General features: G+C 60.9%; 18 protein-coding genes. 13 read left to right on the forward strand and 5 right to left on the reverse strand.

Annotated elements, in window-relative coordinates; genetic code table 11:
- Nucleotides 1-111: 111 nt before the first annotated feature.
- Nucleotides 112-2,790, reverse strand: coding sequence for an AMP-binding protein (locus MAFF_RS27605; RefSeq protein ID WP_044549380.1), 2,679 nt, complete (start codon nt 2,788-2,790; stop codon nt 112-114).
- 386 nt (nt 2,791-3,176) lie between these two features.
- Between MAFF_RS27605 and MAFF_RS27610 the strand changes: the two genes are divergently transcribed.
- The 6 genes from MAFF_RS27610 (at nt 3,177) to MAFF_RS27635 (ending at nt 13,631) form a co-directional block, all read left to right on the forward strand.
- Nucleotides 3,177-4,400: a glycosyltransferase family 4 protein gene (locus MAFF_RS27610; RefSeq protein WP_044549382.1), complete on the forward strand. Its 1,224-nt coding sequence runs from the start codon at nt 3,177-3,179 to the stop codon at nt 4,398-4,400.
- 8 nt (nt 4,401-4,408) lie between these two features.
- On the forward strand, nt 4,409-5,656 hold the full coding sequence (locus tag MAFF_RS27615) for an O-antigen ligase family protein (RefSeq protein ID WP_244420631.1): 1,248 nt from the start codon (nt 4,409-4,411) through the stop codon (nt 5,654-5,656).
- A 1-nt stretch (nt 5,657) separates the two neighbouring features.
- Nucleotides 5,658-7,655, forward strand: a complete 1,998-nt coding sequence (gene asnB, locus MAFF_RS27620; RefSeq protein WP_010914298.1) for an asparagine synthase (glutamine-hydrolyzing) — start codon at nt 5,658-5,660, stop codon at nt 7,653-7,655.
- Between the two features lies 1 nt (nt 7,656).
- Nucleotides 7,657-9,861, forward strand: a complete 2,205-nt coding sequence (locus MAFF_RS27625; protein WP_010914299.1) for a GumC family protein — start codon at nt 7,657-7,659, stop codon at nt 9,859-9,861.
- A gap of 75 nt (nt 9,862-9,936) precedes the next feature.
- Complete coding sequence (locus MAFF_RS36705) at nt 9,937-12,171, forward strand: polysaccharide biosynthesis C-terminal domain-containing protein (protein ID WP_048894812.1); 2,235 nt, start codon at nt 9,937-9,939, stop codon at nt 12,169-12,171.
- A gap of 257 nt (nt 12,172-12,428) precedes the next feature.
- Entirely contained in the window at nt 12,429-13,631 is a 1,203-nt protein-coding gene (locus MAFF_RS27635) for an acyltransferase family protein (RefSeq protein WP_080511953.1), read from the forward strand.
- A gap of 118 nt (nt 13,632-13,749) precedes the next feature.
- On the opposite strand, the gene MAFF_RS27640 is transcribed toward MAFF_RS27635, so the two are convergent.
- Together MAFF_RS27640 and MAFF_RS27645 are read right to left on the reverse strand one after the other, a co-directional pair.
- Nucleotides 13,750-14,808: an NAD-dependent epimerase/dehydratase family protein gene (locus tag MAFF_RS27640; RefSeq protein WP_080512113.1), complete on the reverse strand. Its 1,059-nt coding sequence runs from the start codon at nt 14,806-14,808 to the stop codon at nt 13,750-13,752.
- Between the two features lie 255 nt (nt 14,809-15,063).
- A complete protein-coding gene (locus tag MAFF_RS27645) occupies nt 15,064-15,741 on the reverse strand; it encodes a helix-turn-helix transcriptional regulator (protein ID WP_010914303.1) in 678 nt (225 codons plus the stop codon).
- Between the two features lie 417 nt (nt 15,742-16,158).
- Here MAFF_RS27645 and MAFF_RS27650 point away from each other — a divergent pair, with 417 nt between their 5' ends.
- Nucleotides 16,159-17,772 (forward strand): sensor histidine kinase, encoded by a 1,614-nt coding sequence (locus MAFF_RS27650; protein ID WP_244420632.1) that lies wholly within the window; start codon nt 16,159-16,161, stop codon nt 17,770-17,772.
- A gap of 149 nt (nt 17,773-17,921) precedes the next feature.
- Here the strand turns inward: MAFF_RS27650 and MAFF_RS27655 are convergent, their stop codons facing one another.
- A complete protein-coding gene (locus MAFF_RS27655) occupies nt 17,922-18,599 on the reverse strand; it encodes a LuxR C-terminal-related transcriptional regulator (protein ID WP_010914305.1) in 678 nt (225 codons plus the stop codon).
- 62 nt (nt 18,600-18,661) lie between these two features.
- Nucleotides 18,662-18,976 (reverse strand): hypothetical protein, encoded by a 315-nt coding sequence (locus MAFF_RS39410; protein WP_157866097.1) that lies wholly within the window; start codon nt 18,974-18,976, stop codon nt 18,662-18,664.
- Nucleotides 18,977-19,220: 244 nt separating this feature from the next.
- On the opposite strand from MAFF_RS39410, the gene MAFF_RS27660 reads away from it, so the two are divergent.
- The 6 genes from MAFF_RS27660 to MAFF_RS27685 all read left to right on the forward strand — a co-directional run bounded on the left by MAFF_RS27660 (nt 19,221) and on the right by MAFF_RS27685 (nt 25,376).
- Nucleotides 19,221-19,943: a nucleotidyltransferase family protein gene (locus tag MAFF_RS27660; protein ID WP_010914307.1), complete on the forward strand. Its 723-nt coding sequence runs from the start codon at nt 19,221-19,223 to the stop codon at nt 19,941-19,943.
- 49 nt (nt 19,944-19,992) lie between these two features.
- Nucleotides 19,993-21,129: a DegT/DnrJ/EryC1/StrS family aminotransferase gene (locus MAFF_RS27665; RefSeq protein ID WP_010914308.1), complete on the forward strand. Its 1,137-nt coding sequence runs from the start codon at nt 19,993-19,995 to the stop codon at nt 21,127-21,129.
- 65 nt (nt 21,130-21,194) lie between these two features.
- Nucleotides 21,195-21,800 carry a sugar transferase gene (locus MAFF_RS27670; RefSeq protein ID WP_244420633.1) on the forward strand — a complete coding sequence of 202 codons (606 nt, stop codon included), beginning with the start codon at nt 21,195-21,197 and terminating at the stop codon, nt 21,798-21,800.
- Nucleotides 21,801-21,845: 45 nt separating this feature from the next.
- Nucleotides 21,846-22,850 carry an NAD-dependent epimerase/dehydratase family protein gene (locus MAFF_RS27675; RefSeq protein WP_010914310.1) on the forward strand — a complete coding sequence of 335 codons (1,005 nt, stop codon included), beginning with the start codon at nt 21,846-21,848 and terminating at the stop codon, nt 22,848-22,850.
- Entirely contained in the window at nt 22,847-24,130 is a 1,284-nt protein-coding gene (locus MAFF_RS27680) for a hypothetical protein (protein WP_010914311.1), read from the forward strand. The genes MAFF_RS27675 and MAFF_RS27680 overlap by 4 nt, the downstream gene beginning before the upstream one ends.
- Nucleotides 24,117-25,376: a polysaccharide biosynthesis/export family protein gene (locus MAFF_RS27685; protein ID WP_044549394.1), complete on the forward strand. Its 1,260-nt coding sequence runs from the start codon at nt 24,117-24,119 to the stop codon at nt 25,374-25,376. The genes MAFF_RS27680 and MAFF_RS27685 overlap by 14 nt, the downstream gene beginning before the upstream one ends.
- Nucleotides 25,377-25,444: the final 68 nt, after the last annotated feature.

A 25,444-nucleotide genomic window follows, 5' to 3' on the forward strand; every position in this document is an offset into this window, starting at 1 on the left:
GACAAGGCTGTTCTCTCTACGGCCGCAGTGACAGCGGATTTGTTGTGGATCCGTCAGCAAGATACACGAGCATCCTGTCTCGATTCAGCCTCCGGGTGTGCGAATCACCCGCTATTCGCCGCTAACCACAAAGGCTCTTTCTATCAGCGGGCGGTTGTGGCCGAGATAGGGTTCAACGAGCATGTCCAGGTGCCCGCCGACGATCGGAATTATGTTTAGGCCGGTGACGAAAGCACTCCAGCCAAGGTCTGACGGAACGCCTGTACGCCTGCATCGAAACAGGGTGGCGGTAATCGGCAATGTGGGCTTCGGTTGCGCGAGCCATTGGCCAAATGCGCGCATCCGCAGGACTTCTTCGAGCTCAAGGCGCAAGATGAATCGTGTTCTGGCGAAGCTCCTCCATTTCAGCCAGTCGATGCCCCTCGCAAGCACAGCCTCGGCGCCAAATTGGGCAAACAATTTTGCCAGAGCCCGCAAAATCATGCGATCCACCGTCACTCGATGCGTGCGGATGCGCTGGGCAGTGCGTGCGAGTCTTTCACGATAATTGTGCTGTCCAGGCCCGATATTGGTGTCGAGGATTCCCAGGAACGTGACCGACCGACCGGCGGCAACAAGCTTGGCGGCAACTTCGAACGCGACGCCGCCGCCAAGCGAATAGCCGATCAGCTTCACATCGCCATCAGGCTGGACCTGGCTGATCTGGTCGACAACCGCATCCACCATCCGCGGTATCGTGCCATGTCCCCTCAGCAGGTCGTTCAGATCCCCGTAGCGGATGGCAACAACCCTGGCGACTTTGCCCATCTCGGCACCGAAGGCCGCCAGGCTTGGACCGTAGCCGATCGATCCAGGCACGATGAACAAAACGGGTCTCGGGTCGGAAGCCTCGACAAGCGAGCTGCTTGTGTCTTGCCCTGGAGACGCTGCCCGGACGACATCGGCAAAGCTCATCCCGACGGTGAACGCGTCCAGGTTGAGTTCCCGCCCCAGAGCCGTCTCCAGTTCCATGACGAATTGCAGCAATTTCAACGAATCGCCGCCGGCATCGTCCCAACGGCTGCCAGCTGTCCTTTTGCCCGGGAGAATCCTCTCCCATACGGCCGCCGCGGTGCCTTCGATATCAAGCGGGTTTGCCGCCTGCCGGGCCATGGGCGTGTTCTGGGCGTCTTGCGCGTTCAGTGCGCGATCCAGTTCCCGTAGCTTGACGCCGTCGACCTTGCCGCCTTTGAGCCGCGGTATCTCGGCAACACTATGCAGGCGCGTCGGGTGAACAGCCGGCGGCAGGGCCGTCCTGATCAGGTCGCGCAATTCAGCAATGAGCTCGCTTGCACCAGGTCTCGCGGGGACGACAAAGGCCACCAGTTCGTTCGCGTCCGTCACCACCGCAACGGCATCATCCACCTGAGGCGCCCGGCGCAGGACGAGTTCCAGTTCGGCAGGTTCGACCCGCCTTCCGTTTATTTTGATCTGGCGTCCCTTTCGCCCGACGATCCACATCATTCCGGTGTCGTCGACCTTGACCAGATCACCCGTTGCGAAGGTTCGAAGCATGGGGTTGCCGGAGTTCGCCTGAAGAGGGACGTTTTCCCCATCCACCCAGTAGCCAAGCGTGGTGTAATTGCTTCTGATCAGCAACTCTCCTTCATCGCCCGGGGCGACCTCGCATGCGTTCTCATCCACGATGGTGTATTCGATGCCGGGCAGCACGAAGCCAACCGGGACCGTTGCGCCGCGTTCCTGGTAGCCCCTCGGCAGGAACCATTGCGTGCCGGTCGTTTCCGTGGACGAATAGCTGATCTGGACAAGGCAGGACTCGTGAACGCTGTCGCGGAGCCGGTCGATATCGGACCATAGAATCTTTTCTCCGCCGACCCGCACGATCCGCAAGGAAGAGAATGTGTCGGGCGCAGAACCATTCATCAACACACGCAGCAGCGCCGGCACGAGATAGACGACCGTCACCCGCCATTTCTCGAAATTGTCGCGGGCGGCGCGAATACCGGCACTCTCTATATCCGAGAGGTACAATGTGGCGCCGCATAGCATCGGGGTCATCATCTCGCGGCATCCCGCGATCGTCGCCGGCCCGGTCAGCGGCATGAACACGTCGTCGGGGCCGAAGTGGCAGGCATCGACATATTGCTGAACGCGTTGGAGGATTGCCCGTTGGCTGTTCACGACGCCTTTCGGCGCCCCGGTGCTGCCTGACGTGTACAGAACGATTGCCGGAGCATCGACCGACACTTCGGACGGCAACGCCGATAGGCCGCCATCCGGCGTTGCGGCCATGCAACTTGCCGCATCGATCCATTCAAGCGAGGAGGCATTCGGCCAGCCTGCCGGCTTGCCCGGCCCTGGCTTGATGATCGCAGCCAGCCGCGCGCTGGTGGAAATTGCGGCGAGGCGCTGAAATGGATCCCGGGGGTTCAACGGCACGGCGGGCCTGCCGGCCCGCATGGCGGCGAGCATGGCCACCGGATACCAGAGCGTATTTCCGATGAGGATCCCGACCGCCTTGCCTGGTGGGGTCGAACCGGCAATCGCACCCGCCAGGTTTTGGACGGCGTTGAGCAGTTCGGAAAAGCTGAGGGACGCAGAGCCGTCACTGATCGCGATCTTTGCCGGGTATTTTTCGACAACCCGCTCCAGGTGCGAGAACGCCGATTTTTCGGAGAAGCCGTCGCCCATCCGCGGGAAGAGACGGGTGGTTGGTCCGTCCATATCCAGAGGGCGGGCAGAGGCCTGTTTCCATGTGAAGCCGTCAGGAGGGCCGTTGCCGCGCAGCATCACAACATCTTGATCCGTTGTCGGTCCGCCAACGGATGGCAAGGCGCGTGGAAAACGGCTTTCTAAACGCGGGTACCCCGACGTCTCCAACACAGCCCCCTTGTTTTGCTGATTGGCCTTGCCGTGTCCTACGCGACCATGTCGGCCCTGGCATCGTTAGAACGAATGAGTTCCCGCTCAACTCATCGATCCGAAGCGGTCGCCGCTGCATCGCCGCACCGCCCAATCCCTTGCTTCATTTAAACAGACGAGGACAACGCGCAAGCCTGCTCCTAGCGTGAGGCTGGGTGTTGTGCGTACTGGGGCGATGAAGCCGGGCCGTGAACAGATCACAGGGCCAGCGGCTTTGCGCGGTTGGGATTCTGCCGGCATCCAGGAGGGACAGGATGAGTCCACATCTGGTTTGCATAGGAGGCGAGGATCACCGGCTTAGAATCCCGTTCCTCCTGGCGCTGCGTGAAAGGGGCTTTCGGGTCACTGCCGTCTCGAGCGATGCCGGAGACGCCTTTTCGCCTCACGGCATTCCGCATCGCCGCTTTGGGTTCGACCGCTTTGCCAGTGGCGGTGGAGAATGGGGCGCGGTCAGCGCGATCCGTAAGTTGATGTCCGAATTGCGTCCGGACATTGTTCAAAGTTTCGACACCAAGCCCAACCTCCTCACGCCTCTGGCCGTGCGCGGGCAGGTTCCGGTCATTCGCACCATCAATGGGCTTGGTTGGACATTCTCATCACGGGAACCGCGGGCGCTGGCGCTACGTCCGGTCTTTTGTGGCCTTCAGGGGCTGGCGTCACTTTGGACAGCCATGACGGTCTTCCAGAATCGTGACGATCAGGCCTTCTTCGACCGCTATCGGCTGGTGGAGCGCGGCAAAGGGCGACTGATCCGGAGTTCTGGCATCGACCCGAATGCATTCTCGACGGCAAGGTACCGTGGCCCTTCGGCCGCCGCCATGCGCGAGGAGCTTGGGCTTCAATCGGCCGAAGTCGTAATCTTTGTCGGTCGGCTGACTCGCCAGAAAGGGATTCCGACCCTGATCAAGGCGGTTCCCCGCGTCCTCTCCGAGAGGCCCAATGCGCGTTTCGTGCTTGTCGGTCCGCAGGACTCTGAAGGTCCGTTCGCGGTCAGCAAGTCCGATATCGAGCAATATGCTCCCTACGTCGTCGCCTTGGGGCCAAGGCGGGACGTTCCAGCTCTCCTTGGCATGGCGGATCTGTTCGCGTTTCCAACACAGTATCGCGAGGGTATTCCGCGCGTCCTGCTGGAAGCGGGTTTGTCCGGGTTGCCAATCGTCGCCTCGAGAATGCCCGGCTGCAATGACGTGGTTGAAGATGGCTGGAATGGCTATCTTGTCGCGCCGCGCGATGCCGATGGCCTGGCGTCCAGAATAATCGATCTTCTGTCCGACCGCGCCCGTGGAAAGGTCATGGGCAGCCGTTCCGTCGGCCTCGTGCGGGAGCGCTTTTCGCTGTCGTGGGTCGTCGACCAGTATTGCGATCTGTACAAGACTGTCCTCGGTGGCAAATACCGCGGCAGTCTTGCTCGGCCGGCGCCCGTGATCTCGAGGGAAGAGGGTGCGCGGGCCCCCCGACTGGGTGAGGCGCGGCAATGATCCGTGATGTGATCCTGGCCTTCGGCATCGCAATGTCCTACGCGGTGCAGCTCAGCATCCCGGGGCTGCCGTTCGGCTACAGCGAACTGTTCCTCACGCTCTGGATATTGCTGTCGATCACCCGCATCCTTGGCGGCGGCCGACTGGAGGTTACGCCGGCCCTCACCAAACTTGCCTGTTTCTGGGTGATCCTGACGCTTGCCCTGGGCGTGGGTTCCATCATCGGCTTTCTGACGACCACGCTGTTCCTCGATCCGCTGTTGCATGACACGATGGCGTATGTGCTGTTGGTCTGCGTTACCTGCCTGGCTGCCGCGGAACCCAACGCAGCTTCCCGTTTACGCCGTATCGCCTGGTGGATGATCGCTGTCGCGAATGCAGGCTTTGTCGTTCAGGTGGGGCTTGGTTTCGGCTGGATCCATCAGTCTGGCGTCCACCCCTGGTTCTGGGACCGCTTCAGCGGCTGGTCTGACAATCCGAACCAGCTTGCGCTCTACTGTGCGCTCCTCGGTCCACTGGCCCTGCATCTTGCCACAACCACCAGCAATCCATGGGGAAGATGTCTCGGGCTGTCCAGCCTGATCCTCACCTTCTATGTCGGAAGGCTGACAAAGAGCGATACCTATCTCTATACGACGATCCTGGCCTGCCTGATCCTTCTTGGGCTGAGGATTCGGGCATGGCTCACTGGCGACGGGGGCAAGGTCAGCCTTTCACGGCAACTTGCCCTCCTGTTCACCATGGCATTCCTTCCATTGGCGGTCTCCGTCGCGCCTTACGCCATCAGCGAGGCCGCCAACGCCGAAGACTTCGCCAAGAGCCTCACCAAGGACAAGGGCGGGGAAGCAACCGCGGAAACCGCGGCACTTCGCCTCCAGCTTTGGGACGAGGCATTGGACAAGGGAGCAAGATCCGGATCGCTGGGTCTCGGACCAGGCCCGCACCTTGATCGTCCCTCCACAGTCGATCAGCAGTTTCTGCCGCGGCCTTTCGAGGCCCATAGCACGATCCTCGATCTCTACACTCAGGGTGGCCTGATTTCAGTCCTGGCCTTGCTGTGGATCCTCGGCTCGGCCGCTATGTCCGCCTGGGGTGCGAGACAGGACACGCTCGTCGCGCTCGTGGCATCGATCGCGGTCTTCAGTGCTCCGCACCTGATCATCCGCCATCCGATCGTGTGGTTCTGTCTGACCCTCTGCCTTGTCGCCGGAACGCCGCAGACGGTCCCTGCGATCGTTCGCCAGAGGAGATATTAGAATGTGTGGGATCGCCGGAATTCTCTTGGCGCCCGATGCAGCCAATACCAACGCGCTCAGGGCGATCGGGCCGATGATGATGGCCCTTCGTCATCGCGGGCCTGATGGCGAGGCATTCTGGATGAGCCGTGAAGCCGGGATCGCCTTCGGGCACCGGCGTCTGGCCATCGTCGACCTGTCGGAGGCGGGTCGCCAGCCGATGCACTCCGCGAGCGGCCGGTATGTCATTACCTTCAATGGCGAAATATACAATTTTCGTGATCTGCGCCGTGAACTGGAAGGGGCGGGCCACCATTTCCGCGGCACCAGCGACACGGAAGTGATGCTGTGCGCGATCGAGAGCTGGGGCCTCGAGGCGGCACTTGCGCGCTTCGCCGGCATGTTCGCTTTCGGGCTATGGGATCTGAAGAACCGGACTCTCCACCTCGCCCGCGACCGGATGGGCAAAAAGCCGCTCTATGTCGCCTCGACACCTGAAGCGCTTGTCTTCGCCTCGGAGCTGAAGGCGATCACTTGCTTCCCGGGATTCACCCCGGAACTCGATGTCGATGCGGCGGCGACGATGCTTTCGAAAGGGTGGGTGCCGGATGACCGTTGCATCTGGCAGGGCGTGTTCAAGCTGCCGCCCGGTTCAGTCCTGTCGGTGACGGCGGCGGATTTCGCCAACGCCCGCGGCGCCGGCTCGCTTGCGCATCGCATTCGCCGCTGGTGGTCGCTGGCCGATGTCGCCTGCAAGGCGCAGCGGGATCCGATCGCCGGCAGCGACGAGGACCTTACGACCGAACTCGACAGCCTGCTTCGCCTTGCCGTCAAAGAACGAATGGTTGCCGATGTGCCGCTTGGCGCCTTTCTGTCGGGTGGAATTGACAGCTCGACGGTCGTCGCCCTGATGCAGGCGCAGTCCCCGACGCCCGTTCGCACGTTCACCATAGCGTTCGGCGAGAGCGGGTTCGACGAGGCCCCTCATGCGGCCGCGGTTGCGCGGCATCTGGGCACCGACCATACGGAACTTCATCTTTCACCGGCCGCGGCGCTTGAGGTCATTCCGGAGTTGCCGAGGATCTGGGACGAGCCGTTCGCCGACGAGTCGCAGATACCGACGCTGCTGGTGTCGCGCCTCGCCCGGCGACACGTCACCGTGGCTCTGTCGGGCGATGGCGGCGACGAGTGCTTCGCGGGCTACTCTCGACACTTCCTGGCAACCCGCCTCAGAAGGCAGCATGAGCTGCCGTCGTCGTTTCGGCGGATGTTGGCGGCGGGGGCAGGATTGCTGGCCCAGGCCTCCCAGAAAGACATCTTCGGCAGCCTGCCGCTTTCGGCGAACATGCGGCACGGATTGCGCGGTGACCGGTTGAACCGCCTCGCCCGCCTGTTCGCGGCGGCAAATGAGGACCAACTGCTTCAGCGGCTGACGGAATCTTCGACCAACAAGCTTATTCATCACAAGCCAGCGGCATCCAATGCCAGCGCCACACAGCTCGACGGCCTGCTGTCGCGCCTCCTGTTCGACGACATGACCGGCTATCTCCCCGGCGACATCCTGGTGAAGCTCGATCGTGCCACCATGGCCAACAGCCTCGAGGGGCGATGCCCGATCCTGGACCATCGCGTCGTTGAATTCGCCTGGCGACTGCCAACCGATGCCAAGGTCCGAAGTGGCAAGGGCAAATGGATACTGCGCCAGCTCCTTGATCGTTATGTACCGCGCCGACTGGTCGATCGGCCCAAGCAGGGTTTCGACGTTCCGGTCGGAGCCTGGCTGAGAGGACCCCTGCGCGACTGGGCAACGGATATCATTGCCACGACACGCCTGTCCGGAGATGGGGTCATCGACTGTGCGAAGGTCGACGCATGTTGGCGCGATCATCTGCATGGAAACCAGGATCATTTCCGTGACTTGTGGCCGCTGCTGATGTTCCAGGCATGGCGCAACGACGCCATGCGGCCATCGGCGCCGGCAACGCACGCTTCTTACGATATCGAACTGACAGGGGATTGAAATGGAAGGTTCCATAGCCAGCCGCGCCAGGCTTCCGCGTGCTACGCAGATGGCCGTCGCTACGCTCGACACCAATCCGAGGATGAGGCGACCGCCGCGCGAGCCCGCGCCGCCGCCGTCTCCCCTCCACCAGCTCGTCGTCACCCTGGCGACGGGAAAATGGCTCTTGCTTGCCGTCGCACTTCTGGGCGGCATACTGGCCGGCCTCGCGGGCTTTACTCGCCCGGTGCTGTTCGAGGCGGCGACGCAGATCATCATCGACGCCCCAAGCACCGGCACTGCGAACGCCACGGCCACCGCTCAGGACTCGCTGGATTCGAGCATCGATGACCATCTGACGATGCTCTCGTCGCAAGCCCACCTGCGCCGAGTTCTGACGGCACTGCGCCAACCGCAGGCAGCCGACGCCGCCGGAAAAAGCGGCATCAGTGCCGTCCCGCCCACGTCAGGCTCGTTCGTGGGCAATCTGCTGAGCCGGGTCTGGTCGAAGGGTGGACCTGCCGCCGAAAGTCCGGAAGCTGTGGATGCGGCTGCGCTGAAGACGCTGCGGAGCGGAATGAGGGTCGGACAAGAGCTGCGCTCGCGCGTCATCACCATCGGCTTCACCGATACCAGTCCGGTACGTGCCGCGCTTGTCGCGAACACATTCGCTCAGGTGTATATCGAAGATCTCGTACAGAAACGGCGTGCATCGGATCAGCGCGAACTGGAATCGCTGGTCGCCAGCCTGCCGCAAGTACAAAGGGACCTGGTCGACGCGACCGATCGGCTGGAGACGTACCGGCTGACGCATGGCGCCGTTGATCAAAGCGCGGCCAACAATGCAGCCAATGAGACAGCGGAGCTTGGCCGACAGATTTTCTTGTCGAAAGCCAATCTTTCCGCCTCGGAATCGCGCCTTCGCCATATCGAGGACCTGCGAAAGGCGGGCGCCCCTGTATCGGCCATCGCTGAAGAAATCGGATCGCCTGTGTTGACCGACCTCGTGGCACGTCAGTCCGGTGCCGCTGCGGACGGCGATCTGGGCACAGCGATCAACCGTGAGATAGAGCAGGGCATCGCGCGCATCGCCGCCGAGGCAAACGTCTACCGCGCCCAGGTCGCGGCTCTCGAGGATCGCAAGAGAGTGCGCGACGCGGCCGTGGCCGACACTGCGAGCCAGCTTTCCGGCTTGCGTGCCCTTGAGCCGCAGGTCACCATCGTGACACAGCACTACAACGAGCTCCTTGGCCGGCAGCAGGACCTGATAAGGCGCATCGCCGCTCCCTCGCCAGGTGTAGCGGTCCTGTCGACGGCATGGCCGCCGTCAAATCCCATCACCCTGCCCAGAATTTTCCTGGTTCCGCCCGGCATGATCGTATTTGGTCTGATGGCGGCGGTCTTCGTCCTGGTCCGTAACATGTTCAACCAGACCTTGCGCAGCGAAGCTGAAGCCGAAGCCGAGCTTGGGATCCCGTGCGTAGGACTGCTTCCCAAGGTTTCGGGACTCCATGCCAGACAACTGCGGCATCTGGTTCTGGTCCAGCAGAACTCGCCATTCAGTCGCGCGGCGACATCCCTTCTGGTCACCGCGGCGCCAACTCAGGGAAAGGGGCAGCCGCCCCATATGATCCTTGTGACGTCCAGCATCCTGGACGATGGCAAGACAGAGTTGGCGTGGAGTCTGGCGCTGGCGGCAACGCGACTGGGAGGAAGGGTGCTTTTCCTCGACCTCGACCGCAAGGACGCGCGCCTCACGAACGAGTTTCGTGGCGAATTCGGCACCATCAAGGCTCACAACTCCTTTGGGGACTATGTGAGTGAACGCTGCGTGCTCCAGGATGCGATCACCAGAATGCCAGAAATCGGCATCGATCTCATGGCCGCTCCAGGACCTTCGGAGGATCTGCTGACGCTTCTGTCCACGGTCGACAAATCCCAGTTCACCGAAGAACTTCTCTCGGTCTACGACGTCGTCATCATCAACGGGCCGTTGGGACTCGGCGGCCCCGAAACCAGGCTCCTGAAGCGCTGGGCCGACGCAGTGCTTTTTGCCGTTCGCTGGGCCAAGACGAGGCGCAGCATCGCCCGTGGCGTTCTGGAGTCGCTCCGGGCCGGTGGATCCGTCACCGTTCCAATCGGGAGTGTGCTCACCCAGGTGAATTTAAAGAGGTACGCCGGCTCCAGGCTCGATGACAACGCCGACCTGCTGTTGGAGAGGGTTTGATGAGGACCTTCGTCTGCGCTCTTCAAAAATGCCACAGGGAACCAACCGCGTTCCAGCAATCGGGCCTGCCCCAGAATGATCATTGAATTCTTCGGACCGCCAGGATCCGGCAAAACAACATTTGCGCATGCGCTCGCCCAGCAGTTGCGCGGGAAAGGCTATCACGCCAAGGTCGCTCTCAGCTATCAGCCCAGCACCAGGGCCGGAAGCTTCGACCTTGGGATCGTTCTGTTCGTCTCCAGAATAGTAGCGGCGATATTCTCGACTGCAGGAATATTTCTATCGTCGATCGGGCGACTGGACGATATTTCAAGTTCGGTGTCGATGGTGAGGTTGATACCGCCAAAGAAACGAATGTGGCGCGCCCGGATCTGGCGATATATCTTGCACCTTTCGCGTTGCTGGAGCGCCGCGAAGCAATCGCCCGAAATTGTGATATTCGATCAAGGATACGTTCAAGCGATTGGATCGCTGGCGATGTTCAATGGGGGCACCGACCGCGAAGCGCTCGAAAAGGCGCTCAGCCTCGCGCCGCCGGCCGATCTCACCGTCAGGCTGATGGTGCCGTCTGCGGTCGTGGAGAACCGTCTCCGGCAGCGGATGGAGCACCAGCCGCCGGCGGAACGGATTTTCGAGGCCGACTTGAACGTGAATATGAGCTCCTTCGGCGTGTTCGAATCGATAAACGATCTCCTCGCGATTTCTGGCCGAAGTGTCGTTTCAGTCGACAATGCCGATAGTCAATCAGGGTTAAAAAGTATTTGTAAGGTCGAGAAGCAAATCATTTCCGCGCTTTCACGGATGGACAAAGGATTCGCAAAGCGAGACCAAAGAGAAAGCGCACCCGTTGCGCATGCTGGAGTTATCAATAGTCACGTCTCTCGAAAGTCTCCGGGCCCTCCCTCCGGTGTTCTTCCAATCGCCACACCTCGGCGAAACAAGGACGTCGGCTCGCGGCTCGCGCGGGCGAGCGTCTTCGCTCTCTTGATCTATATCGGAGGTGCTGGGCTGACCAGCCTTGCACAACTGGCCATTGCCCGCCTCATCGGGCCCCGCGACTACGGGATTTATGCCTACGTTCTGGCCTGGACCTCCGTGCTCGCCTATCTGGCGACGCTTGGTTTCAATGTGTCTTTGTTGCGTTTCGTGCCCGCTTATAGAGCCAACGGCAGGCTTGATCTGGCGCGAGGGGTGATAAGATTCGCCCTGCAGAGATCGCTTCTCGCGGCGACACTGTTCGGGATGGCGGGTGCTGCCCTGGTCCTGTTCTTTTCAGGGCAGGCGCAACCGGATCATACGCAAAGAGGACTGGAGATAAGCACCATGCTTGGCATGGCGGCGGTACCCTTGATTACCGCTTATGCCATTGGCGCTACGCTGGTGCGTGCTTTCGGCGGCGTCGTCTCGGCGTTGTTGCCGGAGCGCATCGTGCGAGACGGGCTGCTGCTGATACTGGTGGCGATCATGGCCAAGTCCGGATTGTGGGTGGTGCACGCGCCGCAGGTGATGTTGGCGGTGCTGACAAGTTCCGCCATCACGGTTGGGCTGGTGTTCATCACCGCCAGGAAGTTCGAACCACCTGGCCTGCGGCAGGCTCTGCCCGCTTACGAACCGAGGGGATGGTGGCTTGCCGTCCCCCCGCTCATGCTCATCACCGGTCTCGATGTTTTCGTCAGTCGGGCTGGCGTGCTGGTGTTGGGCTGGACCGACCATATCCGTGAGGCCGGCATATTCGCCCTGGCATTGAACGTGGCGATGCTTGTGGGACTTTCCCGCATCGCTGTCGCCACCATGTTTTCGCCAACAGCGGCCGATCTGCATGCCAGAGGCGATCAAAAAGGCCTGCAGCAGCTGTTCGCGCGGGCCACCTTATTGTCCGCGGGCGGCGCCGTTGTGGTGGCCATCCCCATGATCGTGATTGCCGAGCCGTTCTTGAGCTTCTTCGGGGAGGGCTTCGACGCGGGAGCGCCAATCGCGCGGGTTCTCATTTTGGGCTATGTTTTCGTTGCGCTGTGCGGACCTCAGCAGAATCTGCTGGCGATGACCGGAAACGAATGGGCCGCGGCAACGACCATGATTGCCGGCGCGATGGCCAATATCATAGCCTGTGCCGTGGGTGTCGAGATATACGGCCCAATCGGCGCGGCTGTCGGTGTCGCGCTTGCGTTGGCCATCTGGAACGTTGCCATGGCCGTCTATATCGGCAAGCGACTGAAAATCCTCCCTGGCCTGGTGTCTGCCGTGCTCTCGATCAAGGCGAGCGCCATCGACGCCCAACAATGGAATTGGTTCTTGAGGGCGGGCAAGTGAGGGCACTCCATCCGTCGGTGCTGGTCCGTGTGGTGGACCAGTCAGGGAACGAAGGCCCCGGATGTATTGCGGCGAGTGGGTCCAGGCATCGTCGGGATGGCTGAAGGCGCAAGGTCAGAAGCGTCGACGTTCACCCGCCTCTCGACACCCGCGCCGCCTGCCGGCAGGGCATTTATTTTGAGGGCGGTGTCCGTCATTTGAAGGATGCATGAGCTCCGGGCGTACGTCACGGTGTTGTGGCAAGCTGCGGAGCATCCATGGAACAAGAACCAATGGCGGCGGCCACGATGCCTCCGATGCGCCATCCGTCCGCAAGATCAACGCCTGTCGAGCCTAGCCAACGCGGAACCCTCCCTCAGGTCCAGGTTCTGCGCGCCCTCGCGGCCACTTCGGTTGCGCTACGTCACGCCCAGTATGATGCTGCGACCCTGGAACTAGAAGCCGGCCGCGCCTTTCAGGCCTGGGATCCGATACCATGGAGCGCCGGTGTCGACATCTTCTTCGTGATCTCCGGCCTGATCATGGTGCACACGTCGCGACAGCTGTTCGCCAAGACGGGTGGCGCGCGTCTGTTCCTTTCCCGCCGGCTCGCTCGGATTGTCCCACTTTATTGGACGGTCACCACGCTCTACCTTGCCGTGGTGTTGCTCACTCCCTCCCTTCTCAACCAGAACTACATCAATTTCAGGTTTGTGATCGAATCCTACTTCTTCATCCCGGCCCCTCGCCCTGACGGCGTCGTTCAGCCCCTCTACGAGCTGGGTTGGACGCTCAACTATGAGATGCTTTTCTACGTGTTGTTTACGGCGGTGATCGTGCTGCCCATGCGTTGGGCCGTTACGGCCCTGCTCACGACCCTGGTGGGGATGGTGTTGGCAGGCTATCTCGCGGCGCCTTTGCCAGAGCCATTCGCGTTCTGGACCGATCCGATCGTCCTTGAGTTCGCTTTCGGCGTGACAATCGGGATCATGTGCGCCTCCAACCTGCGGCCCTCAGGTTTCATCAGGGCCTGTGTCGCTGCAGCGGGACTGGGCGCCCTGATGCTCGCGGCGGCATTTCCCGATGTCTCGATGGGCCTTGCCCGCCCCGTTGTTTATGGCATCCCGGCATCTCTCATCGTCTGGAGTGCTGCCTTGGCACCAGGCGAGTTGAGGCATGAAAGCCTGGCCGCGCGTTGGGGCGCCGGCGTGGGCGACGCGTCCTATGCTCTCTACCTGCTGCATCCATTCGTGATCCGGGCCACGCGCGTCTTCTTCTGGAGAACAGGCTTGATTTTGGTGCTCGGCCCGTGGGCCTTTATCGCTTCGACGCTGGTGGTCGCCCTAGGTGTGGCACTCATCACCTACCGCTTATTCGAGAAGCCGCTGACTCGCCGTGCCCGAGGCCTTTTGGGAGCCGGGCCCAGCACCCGACAGCAGCTTCGCCCATTTCCGGTTACGGCGTATCCCAAGACAGACTGAACCAGCACCGCGGCCCTGCCGCTGGGACAGTGCGAGCGCCTTCCGTTCGCGTGAAATCCTATGGGCCTGGGTAAACGAACCGGCGTTGTCTTCCGGTCGCCACCGGTCGCCCGTTGCCCTATGCCTGAGTGAACGCTCGTTCTCGGCCGGCTGGGCTTGCATGGAAATCCCGGTACCATTCCACGAAACGTTGCACGCCGTCCTCGAGTGCCGTCGCCGGCGCGAAGCCGACAGCGCCGCGAAGATCGCTGACGTCGGCGCGGGTTTTCAGGACGTCGCCTGGAGGTAGAGGCACGTTGACGCGAACGGCGCGGCGGCCAAGGGCAGTCTCGATGATCGCGATCAGACGGTTGATTTCCTCGGGCCGGTCATTGCCGATATTGTAGATCCGATATGGCGCCGAGCTGGTGGCGGGGGCAGCCGCGCGGCTGTCCCAGTCCGGATCCGGACGAGGCGGCGCGGCGAGCACGCGAACCACCCCCTCTACGATGTCGTCGATATAGGTGAAATCTCGCCATACGCGACCGGCATTGGCAATCTCGATCGTCCGCCCCTCGGCGATGGCATGGGTGAACGTATAGACCGCCATGTCGGGCCTGCCCCAAGGACCATACACGGTGAAGAAGCGCAATCCGGTCACCGGCAAGCCGAACAGGTGGCTGTAGGAATGCGCCATGCATTCGTTTGCGCTTTTGGTCGCGGCATAGAAGCTGACCGGATGACTGGCGCCATGGTGCTCGGAAAACGGTATGCTTCGATTGGCGCCGTAGACGGAACTCGACGAGGCATAAACGAGATGGCTGACGCCGGCGTGCCGGCAGCCCTCCAGAACATTGAGAAACGCGACTATGTTCGACTGCACATAGGCATGCGGATCGGCGAGCGAATAACGCACGCCCGCCTGGGCGGCGAGATGCACGAAGTGCGATGGCTGGAAGTCGGAAAACAGTGCTTTCACCAGCGCCTGGTCCGCCAGGTCCATCTGCATGGGAGTGAACCCCGGTTCGGCACAGAGCTGCGCAAATCGTGCCTCCTTCAGCCCGACGTCGTAGTAGGGCGTAAAATTGTCGACGCCGATAACGGCAAGGCCGCGCCGCAAAAGCCGCGACGCGACATGAAACCCGATGAATCCGGCGGTACCTGTGACGACGATCGGCCCCGCGCGTGCAAGTTTCAACACAGCACCATCCGACCGCGCACGAGCGGTATCGGCCAGCTTGTGGAGCGTCGAATCTGTTTCGACCACGACAAGTCACTCCAATTGCGAGATTCCGCGCTCAGCCGGGTTCGAAAGCGTGTCGAAGGGGTGGGGGATGGCACTGCGAGTTTTGCAATCTGCGCAACCGCGGCCGCAGAATGTGCGGCCGCGGTGCCATGGCACATACTTTAGTTTGAATCCGGGCGGGTGCTGGCGCCCGCCGAAATCGCTATTTCATGGCAGGACCGAAATGCGCCCCAGAAGCGCCACCAGTTCCGCCTGCCGCCTTGTTTCGGTCTTGGCGAACAGCGAGGCAAGCTGAGAGCGGATCGTCGTGCGGCTGAGATGCCAGCTGCGAGCGATCTCCAGGGGCGCATCGCCTTGCGCCAGGCGCAGCGCCAGCTGCGTTTCCGCGCTGGTCAAGCCGAACATCCTTTGCAAGGTTTGAGGATTGGCCGCCGATGTGTTCTCCCGGTCCAGCAACGCGACGATGCTCGTTCCGTCGGGTGTGACGACGCCCGTCTCATTCAGGATCACAGGCCTGTCGCCTCTGCTGCGGATCACCACCCATGAGAGCGATCCCGGCTGGAAATGGACCGGTACATTCGCGACCAGCCGCCTTAGTCCTGAGGACAGCTCGGCGGCCGTGTCGGCCGCTTCGCCCTGGCGCTCAAGCGTGTCCTGTGCAGCAGTATTCCATTCGACTACTTTCCTGTCGCGGTCCAGCACGAGGTAGCCGCAGCCGATGCGGTCAAGCATGCCGGTTATGGATTCCAAACTGCGTCGCTGCGGCACGCCAGGTCTGGCGTCCGGTCGATCCGACAGGTTTATCGGACGTGCGTGACGAATATCCTTCAGTACAATGTATTGGCTGACCGCAACGGTATCGTTGCGCCTCTCGATCAGTGTCATCGCTTCTACCCCAACCCTAGTTGCTGCCGACCCAAGTAAATTTTGCTGGTTTACTTTCCTTGAACTCTGCCTATCGACGAGGCATGCACTCCTTTTTCTTGAATTTCGACAAAACTGGAGAGATCTGCGGAAGGCTGTTCCGCAGCGTTCGTCGAATATGCCTTCCTGATGAGCCCTACCGATCGTGATTCTACTCGCCGGCAAAGGCGTGGCAATCCGGCAGTGGTATTAGGCTGCCCGGTCCAGGCCTAGTCTCGACGAACTAGATAGAAGGTTGTAGTCTGGCGCATGGGTTCGTACCTGCGCTGGCTCAAATCGAACGTGTCAAGCACCCCGTTGGCTCATGTAGCTTCGCTATTGGTGCTTGCGGGATCGGTAATACTCGAAGCGATAAATACAATATATGTCGACCAGGGGGTGACGTTTATTGCGTTTATCCCCGTAATTATCGTTATAGTGTATCTGGAAGGACGTTTAGTTGCCATCGCCGCGACGGTCCTCATGGCTGCCGCCGGCTTGTGGATGCGACGCGTCCTGAACGCCCAACTCTCTGCTGAAGATTGGACGAGCGCCATCTTCCTTCTGGTCTCGGGTGGCCTGATCGCGTCCGTGTTCCACCGCCTGCGACAGGATTTGCGCGGGGCGCTCGAGGTTGCTGAGACCAGGCTCGCTGCCATCGATGCAGCCGAGAGCCGCTATCGTTGGGCCTTCGAGCGCGCCGCCTTGGGCTTTGCAAATGCCAATCGACATGGCGAACTGTTGCAATCGAACAGACGTCTTTTTGAGATGACCGGCTACGGAGAAAAGGAACTTGCCCAGCTGAAGCTGGAAGGGCTCGTTCTTCCCGATGATCGAGATGCCGTGCGGGCTTTGTTGAAAGATCTGGATAATGGCGCCGCGTCGTCTGCTGCCGACATTCGCGTGTTGCGCAAGGACGGCAAGGCATTCTGGGCCCGTATGGCCCTGTCCTCGTCGCGGCCTGACGAGGCATCAACCGAGAGCGTGTTCGTGGTGGTCGACGATATTTCCGAGCGACGAGCCGCACGCGAGGCTCTCCGGGCTCAGAAGGAATGGCTCGATCTCGCTCTGTCTGCCGGACGCCTGGGCACGTGGCGAATAGATATCAAGGAGGGGACCGTCGCGGGCTCCGGCAAGTTCTGGGACATTCTCGGCCTGCCCTCGAAGCCCGTCCGCCCCCTGGAAGAACTCTCGGCCGTGGTCCATCCGGCCGACTGGCCGAAATTGGCTGCCTCGGCAAAACCCTCGTCGGCGGTGAACTACGACGTCGAGATTCGTGTCAGGCGGACGGATGGGCACATACGCTGGGTTGCTCTGCGCGGGCGGCAGGAAGAACATGGCGATCGCGCAGTGCGCATCGGGGTGGCGGCCGATCTGACCGAACGTCGACAGACCACGCTTCTTCGCGCCGCGGTAAAGAAGCGCGAGCGCATCATGCTCGAAGACCGCCATCGGTTCAGCAATTTGTTTCCGGTGATCATGGCCCTGGTAAAAATGATCAATGTTCCCGAGAACGACGTTGCCAAATACAAGGAGATGCTGATCGATCGGATCAGGACACTGGAAGCGACGCATCTTATCCTGTCTCGTCACACCAGCCTGTCGGGGATGCTCCACGATCTCGTCGCTCAGGAGTTGCAGCCCTTCAAGGAGACACGGGACGTAACGATCAGTGGCCCCTCACTCACAGTGCCCAGCGGGGTCGCCGAGAGCTTTGCGATGATCCTTCACGAACTGACGACAAACTCCGTGAAACATGGCGCGTTGGGCGACTCTCAAGGCAAGGTCGAAGTTAAGTGGCAATTCGCGTCCGATGGCGCAGGGAACGATCTCGTGTTCGATTGGGTGGAATCGGGACGGCGGAAGAACTCAAAGGTCGTGCGCCACGGGTTCGGGTCCATGATAATCGGCGTCGACGGCACGCCGCTTGTCGGGCATTCGCCGAAATTGGAAATATCGGAATATGGATTGCGATATTCGTTGCGGTTATCGCGGAAGGAAATTGAAAATTGAATTGTAGAGCATGCTGCTCCGAAAGCGACCTCGGATTTGGGAGCTGACATGCATGAAACAAGGACCCAAAGCGCGCCGGTCTGGTGTGACGCGCTTAAGTTTATTCCATGCATGCCGGCCCGAGCGGCACCCGCTTCGGGTGGCGAACATCAGCTCACATTTCTCGACAGCCAGGTTTGCAGCAAAACGGCTGCTTCAGTCCGGTTCCGCACCCCAAGCTCGCGCAGAATGGCGGCGGCATGGATTTTCGTTGTCGCTTCGGCAATATCCAGATTGCGGGCGATCTCCTTGTTCGAGTACCCTTCCGCCATCAGCTTGAGGACGTCTCTTTGCCTCGATGTCAGTCTGCCGAGATCGCTTGAGCCCACGCGCTGACGGATAGGATTTCTCGCCGAGGGCAGGGCGGCATACGATCTCTGGTCGGCAGACGTTCGAGACAAGAGTGCTGGCACATAGATCCGGCCCGCAAGGATCTCATTTACCGCCAGCACGACTTCTTCGTCTTTCTGCGATTTGACGATGTAGCCGTGAAGCCCGATCGAAAGAGCAGTCAGGATCTCCGAGCGAGAATCGTCCCCGGAAACGATAGCAAAGCGTGTGTCGGGATACGCAGCGAGAACGTCGCTGAGCACCTCCTGGTTAAACAGCCCAGGCATGTTCAGGTCGAGGATCGCAAGATCGATGGATGCCTGCTCCTCTAGAAGATTGACCACAGCATCGAAACACGCAGCCTCGAATATTTCGACGCTTGGAATTCCAGCCATAAGTGCCAGCCGAAGGCCGCGCCGATACAAGCCGTGATCGTCGGCGATGACGATCCGATACATTGAACTACCCCAACCCGTTACTCGGTTCCCGACGAGGACACCCGCTGGAACCTCCCATTCCTCTATGATGGTAACCGCAGTGATCCCTGAAGTCGCGGCCAACCGCTGGTCATCACATCACCGTGATGTTCGCAGCGTCCCAACCCACGCACATCACACATGGCTAATATAATACTAATTTGCGAAAAGCCGCCTTTATTTTTTTTAACGCCGGCGTTCCGTCCCTGCCTGCCGAGCGAAAGCCCGTCTCCAATATCCGGAACCGGCGTGCGGTACGGCGTTTTGAAGCCGGCACCTGCCTTCACCGAGGGTGCGAAGGCCGGTTCAGGCGCTTGGCGGATCGCTGCTTTTTGATCGCAAGACTCATTCGGCTTCATTGGTCTCATGGCCAGGTCCAGATGCTTGGGTCCGTCCTTGATCTCGCGGTTATTTAATACCGGAAACGCTTTGGATCGGTACCATTCGAATGCACGACGACAGCCGCCCCGGCTGTCACATACCCTTCAACTATGATGTTCGGATTGCCGCCGAGGGTCGAGCCGGATTTGACGGGATGCCAGGTCTGAATGAACTCGAACACGAAATGCCCGGACACAGTCAGTTGCAAATCAGGAGGATCGGATGAAAGCGGTGATTCAATGTGGTGGGATGGGTACGCGCCTTCGGCCCTTCACGTCAGTCCTGCCGAAACCCTTGATGCCGATAGGAGCCAGGCCCGTTCTTGAGCTGCTTCTGAAGTGGCTGCGGCGCAACGGTATCGAAGAGGTCTATATCACGACCGGGTATCTCGGGCACCTGATCCGCAGCGTCTGCGGCGACGGATCGCAATGGAATCTGAAGATCAGATACACGCAGGAGATGGAGCCACTGGGCACCATCGGGCCTCTCTCTCTGATCAGGGATGAACTGAACGAAACATTTGTCGTGCTCAACGGTGATGTTCTTACCGACCTAAGCCTCAGCCGGTTCGTGGCCGCGCACCGGATGCATAAGGACCCGGTTACGATCGCCACGGCCTGCCGCCTCATCAAGATGGACTTCGGCGTCATCGACGAGGTCAACAATGCCGTTCAGCTCTTTCGGGAAAAGCCGACGCTCTCCCATCTCGTCAGCATGGGGATTTACTGCATGAACCCGGATGTCCTGCGGTTCATTCCTTCAGGCATCCCGTTTGGGTTCGATGACCTGATGCTGCAGATGATGCAGGGCGGCACGACCGTGCACGTGTACAAGCATGATGGTCTCTGGCTCGACATCGGTCGCGTCGATGACTTCCAGAACGCGCAGGCGATTGCCTGGGAAGAGCAGTCGACCTCGATCGAGGTCGCGGCCGCGGCCGCATGAAAATCCGGATGTAGAGGCCGAACCACAATAAGGATTTCAGGAGGTCAAGATGCTCTTGGTGAGCGCCCCGATCCTAGGCGTGCCGGAGAAGGCAGCCCTGTCAAAGGTGATTGACAGCGGCTGGCTTACCATGGGGGAGCGGGTGCGCGCATTCGAGTTGGCCTTTGCCGACATGCATGGCGCGCAGGACTGCGTGGCGGTCGGTTCCTGCACCGCGGCGCTCCACCTCATCCTGCATGCGCTGGGAATAGGCCCTGGCGACGAAGTACTGGTCCCGTCGCTGACCTTCGTGGCGACCGCGAATGCGGTGCTCTATGTCGGGGCGACTCCGGTCTTTGTCGATATCGAGTCGGTCGACGTGCCGTTAATGTCGCTCGCGGAAGCCGAAGCGCGGTGCACATCACGCACAAAGGCGGTCATCCTCGTTCACTTCGCGGGCTATCTCGCCAATCGGGAACAATGGCAGCGGTTCGCCCGGGTTCGAGGGCTCCACATCATCGAGGACGCTGCGCATGCGCCCGGCCTGAGGGAAGTGGGGACGTTCGGCACTGCGGCCGCCTTCAGCTTCTACGGCAACAAGAACATGACAACAGCGGAAGGGGGCGCCGTGATCGCCCGTGACTCCGATCTGCTCGACAAAATCCGCCAGGCCCGCGGGCATGGGATGACCAGCGGGACCCATCAGCGGCTGAACAGCCGTACCCCGCAATATGATGTCACCATGCTCGGGTTCAACTACCGCATGGACGAGATGCGGGCGGCGATTGGGCTGGTCCAGCTGCAGAACCTGCAAGAGTGGAACGAGATCAGGCGTATCCTGGCCGTCCTGTACCGGCGCCTCATCGCCGAACATTGCCCGGCCGTGACCATTCCATTCAGCGAACCCAGGACGTCGGCTCACCACATCATGCCGGTCCTCCTGCCGCGCTACGCGAGGCGGCAGGCGGTTATCGACGAACTGCGGACGCAGGGGATACAGACCACGATTCATTATCCGCCGGTGCACCAGATGACGTTCTATCGCGAGCGTTACCCCGGCGTTGCCTTGCCGCGTACAGAGGACTTTGCTCAGCGAGAACTGACAATCCCATTGCACCCCCAGATCACTTCACCTGTCGCCGAAGCGGTTGTGGCTGCACTCGCAAGCGCACTCAACGGCGACGCCCAAACAGGAACTGCCGCATGAACGCGTTGGATATTTCCCTTCAGCGGCGCTTCGTCTCAAGCCCCGCTCACGGCTTGGCAAGACGCATGATCGATCTCGCGGTCGCGGGCGCCGCGACCCTCGTATTTGCACCGCTGATGCTTTTGATCGCCGGAGCGCTTCTGCTCGAAGGCGGTGGCTCGATCCTGTTCACACAGACCCGCATGGGCGTTGGTGGCCGACCCTTCCGCATGTACAAATTTCGCAAGTTCGGTGTGAACTGCGGTTCCCAAGGCCTCGCACTGACCGTCGTCGGCGACAGCCGCATGACGATGGTGGGCCGGTTCCTCGCGGCAACAAAGTTCGACGAACTGCCGCAGCTGTGGAACGTCCTAAAAGGCGAGATGGCGATTGTCGGGCCGCGACCCGAGAGCATGGCTTTCGCGGATTGTTTCCGGGGCGGCCTCGAGGCCGTCCTGCAATACAAGCCCGGCCTGCTGGGGCCAACCCAGGTTCTCTTCCGGCACGAGGCGCATTTCTTCCCCCGATCGGCCGATCCGATCCTGTTTTATCGGGAGGTTATGTTCCCCGCCAAAGCCAGGCTCGACCTCTCCTACTATCCGCAGCGCACCATCGTCTCCGACATCGTATGGATGGCGCGTGGCGTCCTGGCGGTTGTCGGCTGGGTTCCATCGCAGCCGATCGACGTATGAATCCCAAAAGGAAAGCGATCCAGTAAACCAAGGGAATGCGCAGTCATGAGCTATAGTGGCAAGAAAGTTCTGGTGACGGGCGCGGATGGATTTATCGGTTCGCATCTCACCGAAGCGCTCGTCCGCAACGGCGCGGATGTCACGGCCCTGGCGCTATACAATTCCTTCGACAGCCATGGATGGCTGGACGATTTGCCGGACAAGATCCGCAGCCAGCTGAAGCTCGTCCGCGGTGACGTCCGCGACAGCGCGTTCCTGAACCGGATCGTGCGCGGCCAGGCCGTCGTGTTTCACCTGGCCGCGCTCATTGCGATTCCATATTCCTACGCGGCTGCCCAGTCCTATGTGGAAACCAACATTCTGGGCACTGTGAATGTTCTTGAAGCGGCGCGTCAATGGGAGACGGAGCGGGTGGTGCATACCTCCACGAGCGAGGTCTATGGAACCGCCCAGACCATGCCCATCCGCGAAACGCATCCGTTACAGGGACAGTCACCCTATTCGGCATCCAAGATCGGCGCCGACATGATGGCCGAGTCCTATGCCAGGTCGTTCGATGTCCCCGTGGTCATCATGCGGCCCTTCAACACCTATGGTCCGCGCCAGAGTGAACGCGCCATCGTGCCGACCATCGTCCGGCAGGCCCTTGATCCGAAGTGCCCGTCGATCATGGTCGGCGATACGAGCCCGATCCGCGACCTGACCTTTGTCGAGGACACTGCGGCAGCCTTCCTGACCGCGGGCCTGGCCGGGCTTGAATTCGGCCACGCCTACAATGCCGGCAGCCAACGCGCCGCGACCATCTCCGACGTATTGGATCTTGTCCTCGAATTGAGCGGTTCCAAGAAACCGGTCCATCGTGACGAACGCCGTTTGCGACCGCAAAATTCGGAGGTTCGCGCCTTGCTCGCCGATTCTTCGCGTTTTGAAGGCGAGACCGGATGGCGGGCGCAGACAAGCCTGCGCGATGGACTGGAGCGAACGATCGCATGGTGGCGCGCGCGCCTTAGTGAAGGCCGGGTACGGCGCGAAATGGGTTATATGACATGACCCCGTTCCGCCGGCATATGTTTGCGCTGTTGCTGATTGCCGGTGCCATGTTCCCGAATATCTTTATGGCCGGTAGTCGCGAAAGCAGCGCATCGCAACCGTCGCCCGCACAAACGGCAAAAAACCTGCCGGGCTATCTGCGCGAAGCAACGGATTCCTGGTCCGGCACGACTTTCTTACGGATCACCGAACCTGGAATTCTTGGCCTGGCGGGTGTCTGCGGGAAGAAATACTGCACCCACCGTTACTCGAGTGCACAGGCCTGGAATGCTGACCAGAGCCTTCTCGTGATCGTCAATGGTTGTGGTGGCATGTGCTTTCTCGACGGGCACAGCTACGTGCCATTGTTCCACCGCGACCGCTCGACTGAAACTGAATGCGAATGGCATCCCAGGGATGCCCAGCTGATGATCTGCGTTGCTGGCCGGCAGATTTATACCTGGGCGCCGCGCACAAATCATGAGGATGTCGTGTTCGACACGGCAGCCTACAGCAAACTTCAGTTCGGGCCCTACAAAGGCAATCCGAGCCGCGACGGCAACCGCATTGCGGTGCGTGCAACGCGCAATGACGGCAAAGCGGTTGTCTTCGGCTACGACCTCAAGGAGCGGCGGAAATTCCCGGATATCGATCTTGCCCAGCTTCCGGGAACCACCGGCTCCTGCTCGATCTCTCCGCTCGGAATCAATATTGTGTGCTCACAGGCATTGTCGGAGGACCATGAACCGACCTTCGTCTTTTCCATCGACGGCGTCTTGCAACAGAAGTGGATGGAGCACCACCGGCCCGGTCACGGCGACATGACGGTCGATGCCGACGGCAGCGAAATCTACGTCGGGATCAGCAAATCGGATCCCGACATATATCAGGTGATCAAGCGCCGGTTGGCCGACGGCAAGGTCACCTCGCTGATGAAATATGGCGAGGCCATGCATGCGTCGCTGAGGTCCCTGGACAGGCCCGGCTGGGTGTTTCTGAGCTATGGCGGGACGCCAGCCGAAGTATCGCAGCACCCGGACTGGGCGCCTTACGCGCAGCAGGTCATTGCGGTGCGCACGGACGGCAGCGGCGAGGTCCGCCGTATCGTGGAAACGCAGAACGTCCACTTCGACTACTGGAACGAGACGCATGCCTCGCCCTCGCCAGACGGCTCACAGGTAATCTGGTCGAGCAATTGGGGTGTGCCCGGGGGGCCGGTATACGATTTTGTTACCCGTGTTGAATGGCCTTCGGAGCCGGTGCCGAACCAGAAGGAGATTGTCGCAAATGGCCTTCAGTAAACGAACCGTTCTTGCCGCGGTTGCGGTGATGTCCCTGACATCGATGGCCGCCGCAGGCGAAGCCGAACCCTATCAACTGTCACCTGGCGATACCGTCGAGATAGGGATAGCAGCGATCCCGGATCGGGCGCAGCGCGCCGTGGTCCAGATGGATGGCAATATCGCCCTTCCCGAAGTCGGGATGATCATGGTCGCGGGCCTGACGGCGTCTCAACTGCAGACGCGCATGCAAGCGCTTTTGCCGACCAAGATCTTTCACGTGCGTCTGGCCGATGGACGCGAGCAGATGGTCGTCGTCAAGCCAGACGACGTGACCGCCATCATCGTGGACTATCGTCCAATCTACGTGATGGGCGACGTGCTCACCCCGGGACAACAGGCCTACCGTCCGCTCATGACCGTACGGCAGGCGCTTGCCGTCTCCGGCGGCTTCAGCCTTTTGCGGTCTCGCGCAGGCCAGACAGGCCCCGATCCGGTTGATCTCAGGCGCGATTACGAAACACTTTGGGGGGATTATACCAAGGACTATTTTCACGCCGCCCGTGTCCGCGCCGAACTTCAGGGCCAGGCGGATTTCGACAAGCAGACGCCGCAGGGGTCACCTTTGTCGCCCAGCGTCGGAGCGGCGATTGCCCAGGCTGAAGCGGACGGGCTGAAGATTGCGCTGAGCGATTTCCAGCAGGAGCAGGCTTTTCTTGAGAAGGGCGAGAAGGATGCGGCTGACCAAATCGAGGTTTTGCAAAAGCGCGAACAGGTCGAGGCCGAGAGCGTGAAGGCGGATCAGGAAGACCTGTCGAAAGTAACCAAGGCGTTTGACGCAGGCAATCTGACCAACACCCGGCTCGCCGATGTCAGGCGCGCCTTGCTTCTGTCGTCGAGCGGTGCGCTGCAAACCACTGTCGAGCTCATGAGAGCGCGGCGCCAGCAGGAGGACTATGTCAGGCAGCACGAACGCAATGACAATCAAAAGAGGATTGCCTTGCTGACGGACCTGAAGGACACCAACGCGCGGCTGGCCGATGTCACCGCCAGGCTCCACGCCGCCAGCGAGAAGCTGCAACCGACCGGCGCATCCACCCAGCCTTTGCCGATAGCCGGCGAAACCATCCGGGCTCAGGTCACGATCGTCCGCAAGGTCGGCGATGAATGGCGCAAGCTATCGGCTGACGAAGATACGATCGTGATGCCTGGGGACACCGTCGAAGCCAGGTTCAGCAGCGATCTGCAAAGTGCGGCGATCCAATAGACCGTCTCAGTCGCAGTCCGACAAAAAATGAGTTGGGGAGTTACCGTTCGGTCGGGCAGCCGAACACA

Source organism: Mesorhizobium japonicum MAFF 303099 (genome assembly GCF_000009625.1).
Classification (GTDB): domain Bacteria; phylum Pseudomonadota; class Alphaproteobacteria; order Rhizobiales; family Rhizobiaceae; genus Mesorhizobium; species Mesorhizobium japonicum.

Coding starts and splice junctions, on each gene's coding strand:
- MAFF_RS27625 (WP_010914299.1), top strand. CDS start 7,657: ATGGAAGGTTCCATAGCCAGCCGCGCCAGGCTTCCGCGTGCTACGCAG.
- MAFF_RS36705 (WP_048894812.1), top strand. CDS start 9,937: ATGATCATTGAATTCTTCGGACCGCCAGGATCCGGCAAAACAACATTT.
- asnB (WP_010914298.1), top strand. CDS start 5,658: ATGTGTGGGATCGCCGGAATTCTCTTGGCGCCCGATGCAGCCAATACC.
- MAFF_RS39410 (WP_157866097.1), bottom strand. CDS start 18,976: ATGAAGCCGAATGAGTCTTGCGATCAAAAAGCAGCGATCCGCCAAGCG.
- MAFF_RS27605 (WP_044549380.1), bottom strand. CDS start 2,790: ATGCTGCGCGGCAACGGCCCTCCTGACGGCTTCACATGGAAACAGGCC.
- MAFF_RS27685 (WP_044549394.1), top strand. CDS start 24,117: ATGGCCTTCAGTAAACGAACCGTTCTTGCCGCGGTTGCGGTGATGTCC.
- MAFF_RS27680 (WP_010914311.1), top strand. CDS start 22,847: ATGACCCCGTTCCGCCGGCATATGTTTGCGCTGTTGCTGATTGCCGGT.
- MAFF_RS27665 (WP_010914308.1), top strand. CDS start 19,993: ATGCTCTTGGTGAGCGCCCCGATCCTAGGCGTGCCGGAGAAGGCAGCC.
- MAFF_RS27655 (WP_010914305.1), bottom strand. CDS start 18,599: ATGTATCGGATCGTCATCGCCGACGATCACGGCTTGTATCGGCGCGGC.
- MAFF_RS27635 (WP_080511953.1), top strand. CDS start 12,429: ATGGAACAAGAACCAATGGCGGCGGCCACGATGCCTCCGATGCGCCAT.
- MAFF_RS27660 (WP_010914307.1), top strand. CDS start 19,221: ATGAAAGCGGTGATTCAATGTGGTGGGATGGGTACGCGCCTTCGGCCC.
- MAFF_RS27670 (WP_244420633.1), top strand. CDS start 21,195: ATGATCGATCTCGCGGTCGCGGGCGCCGCGACCCTCGTATTTGCACCG.
- MAFF_RS27645 (WP_010914303.1), bottom strand. CDS start 15,741: ATGACACTGATCGAGAGGCGCAACGATACCGTTGCGGTCAGCCAATAC.
- MAFF_RS27610 (WP_044549382.1), top strand. CDS start 3,177: ATGAGTCCACATCTGGTTTGCATAGGAGGCGAGGATCACCGGCTTAGA.
- MAFF_RS27675 (WP_010914310.1), top strand. CDS start 21,846: ATGAGCTATAGTGGCAAGAAAGTTCTGGTGACGGGCGCGGATGGATTT.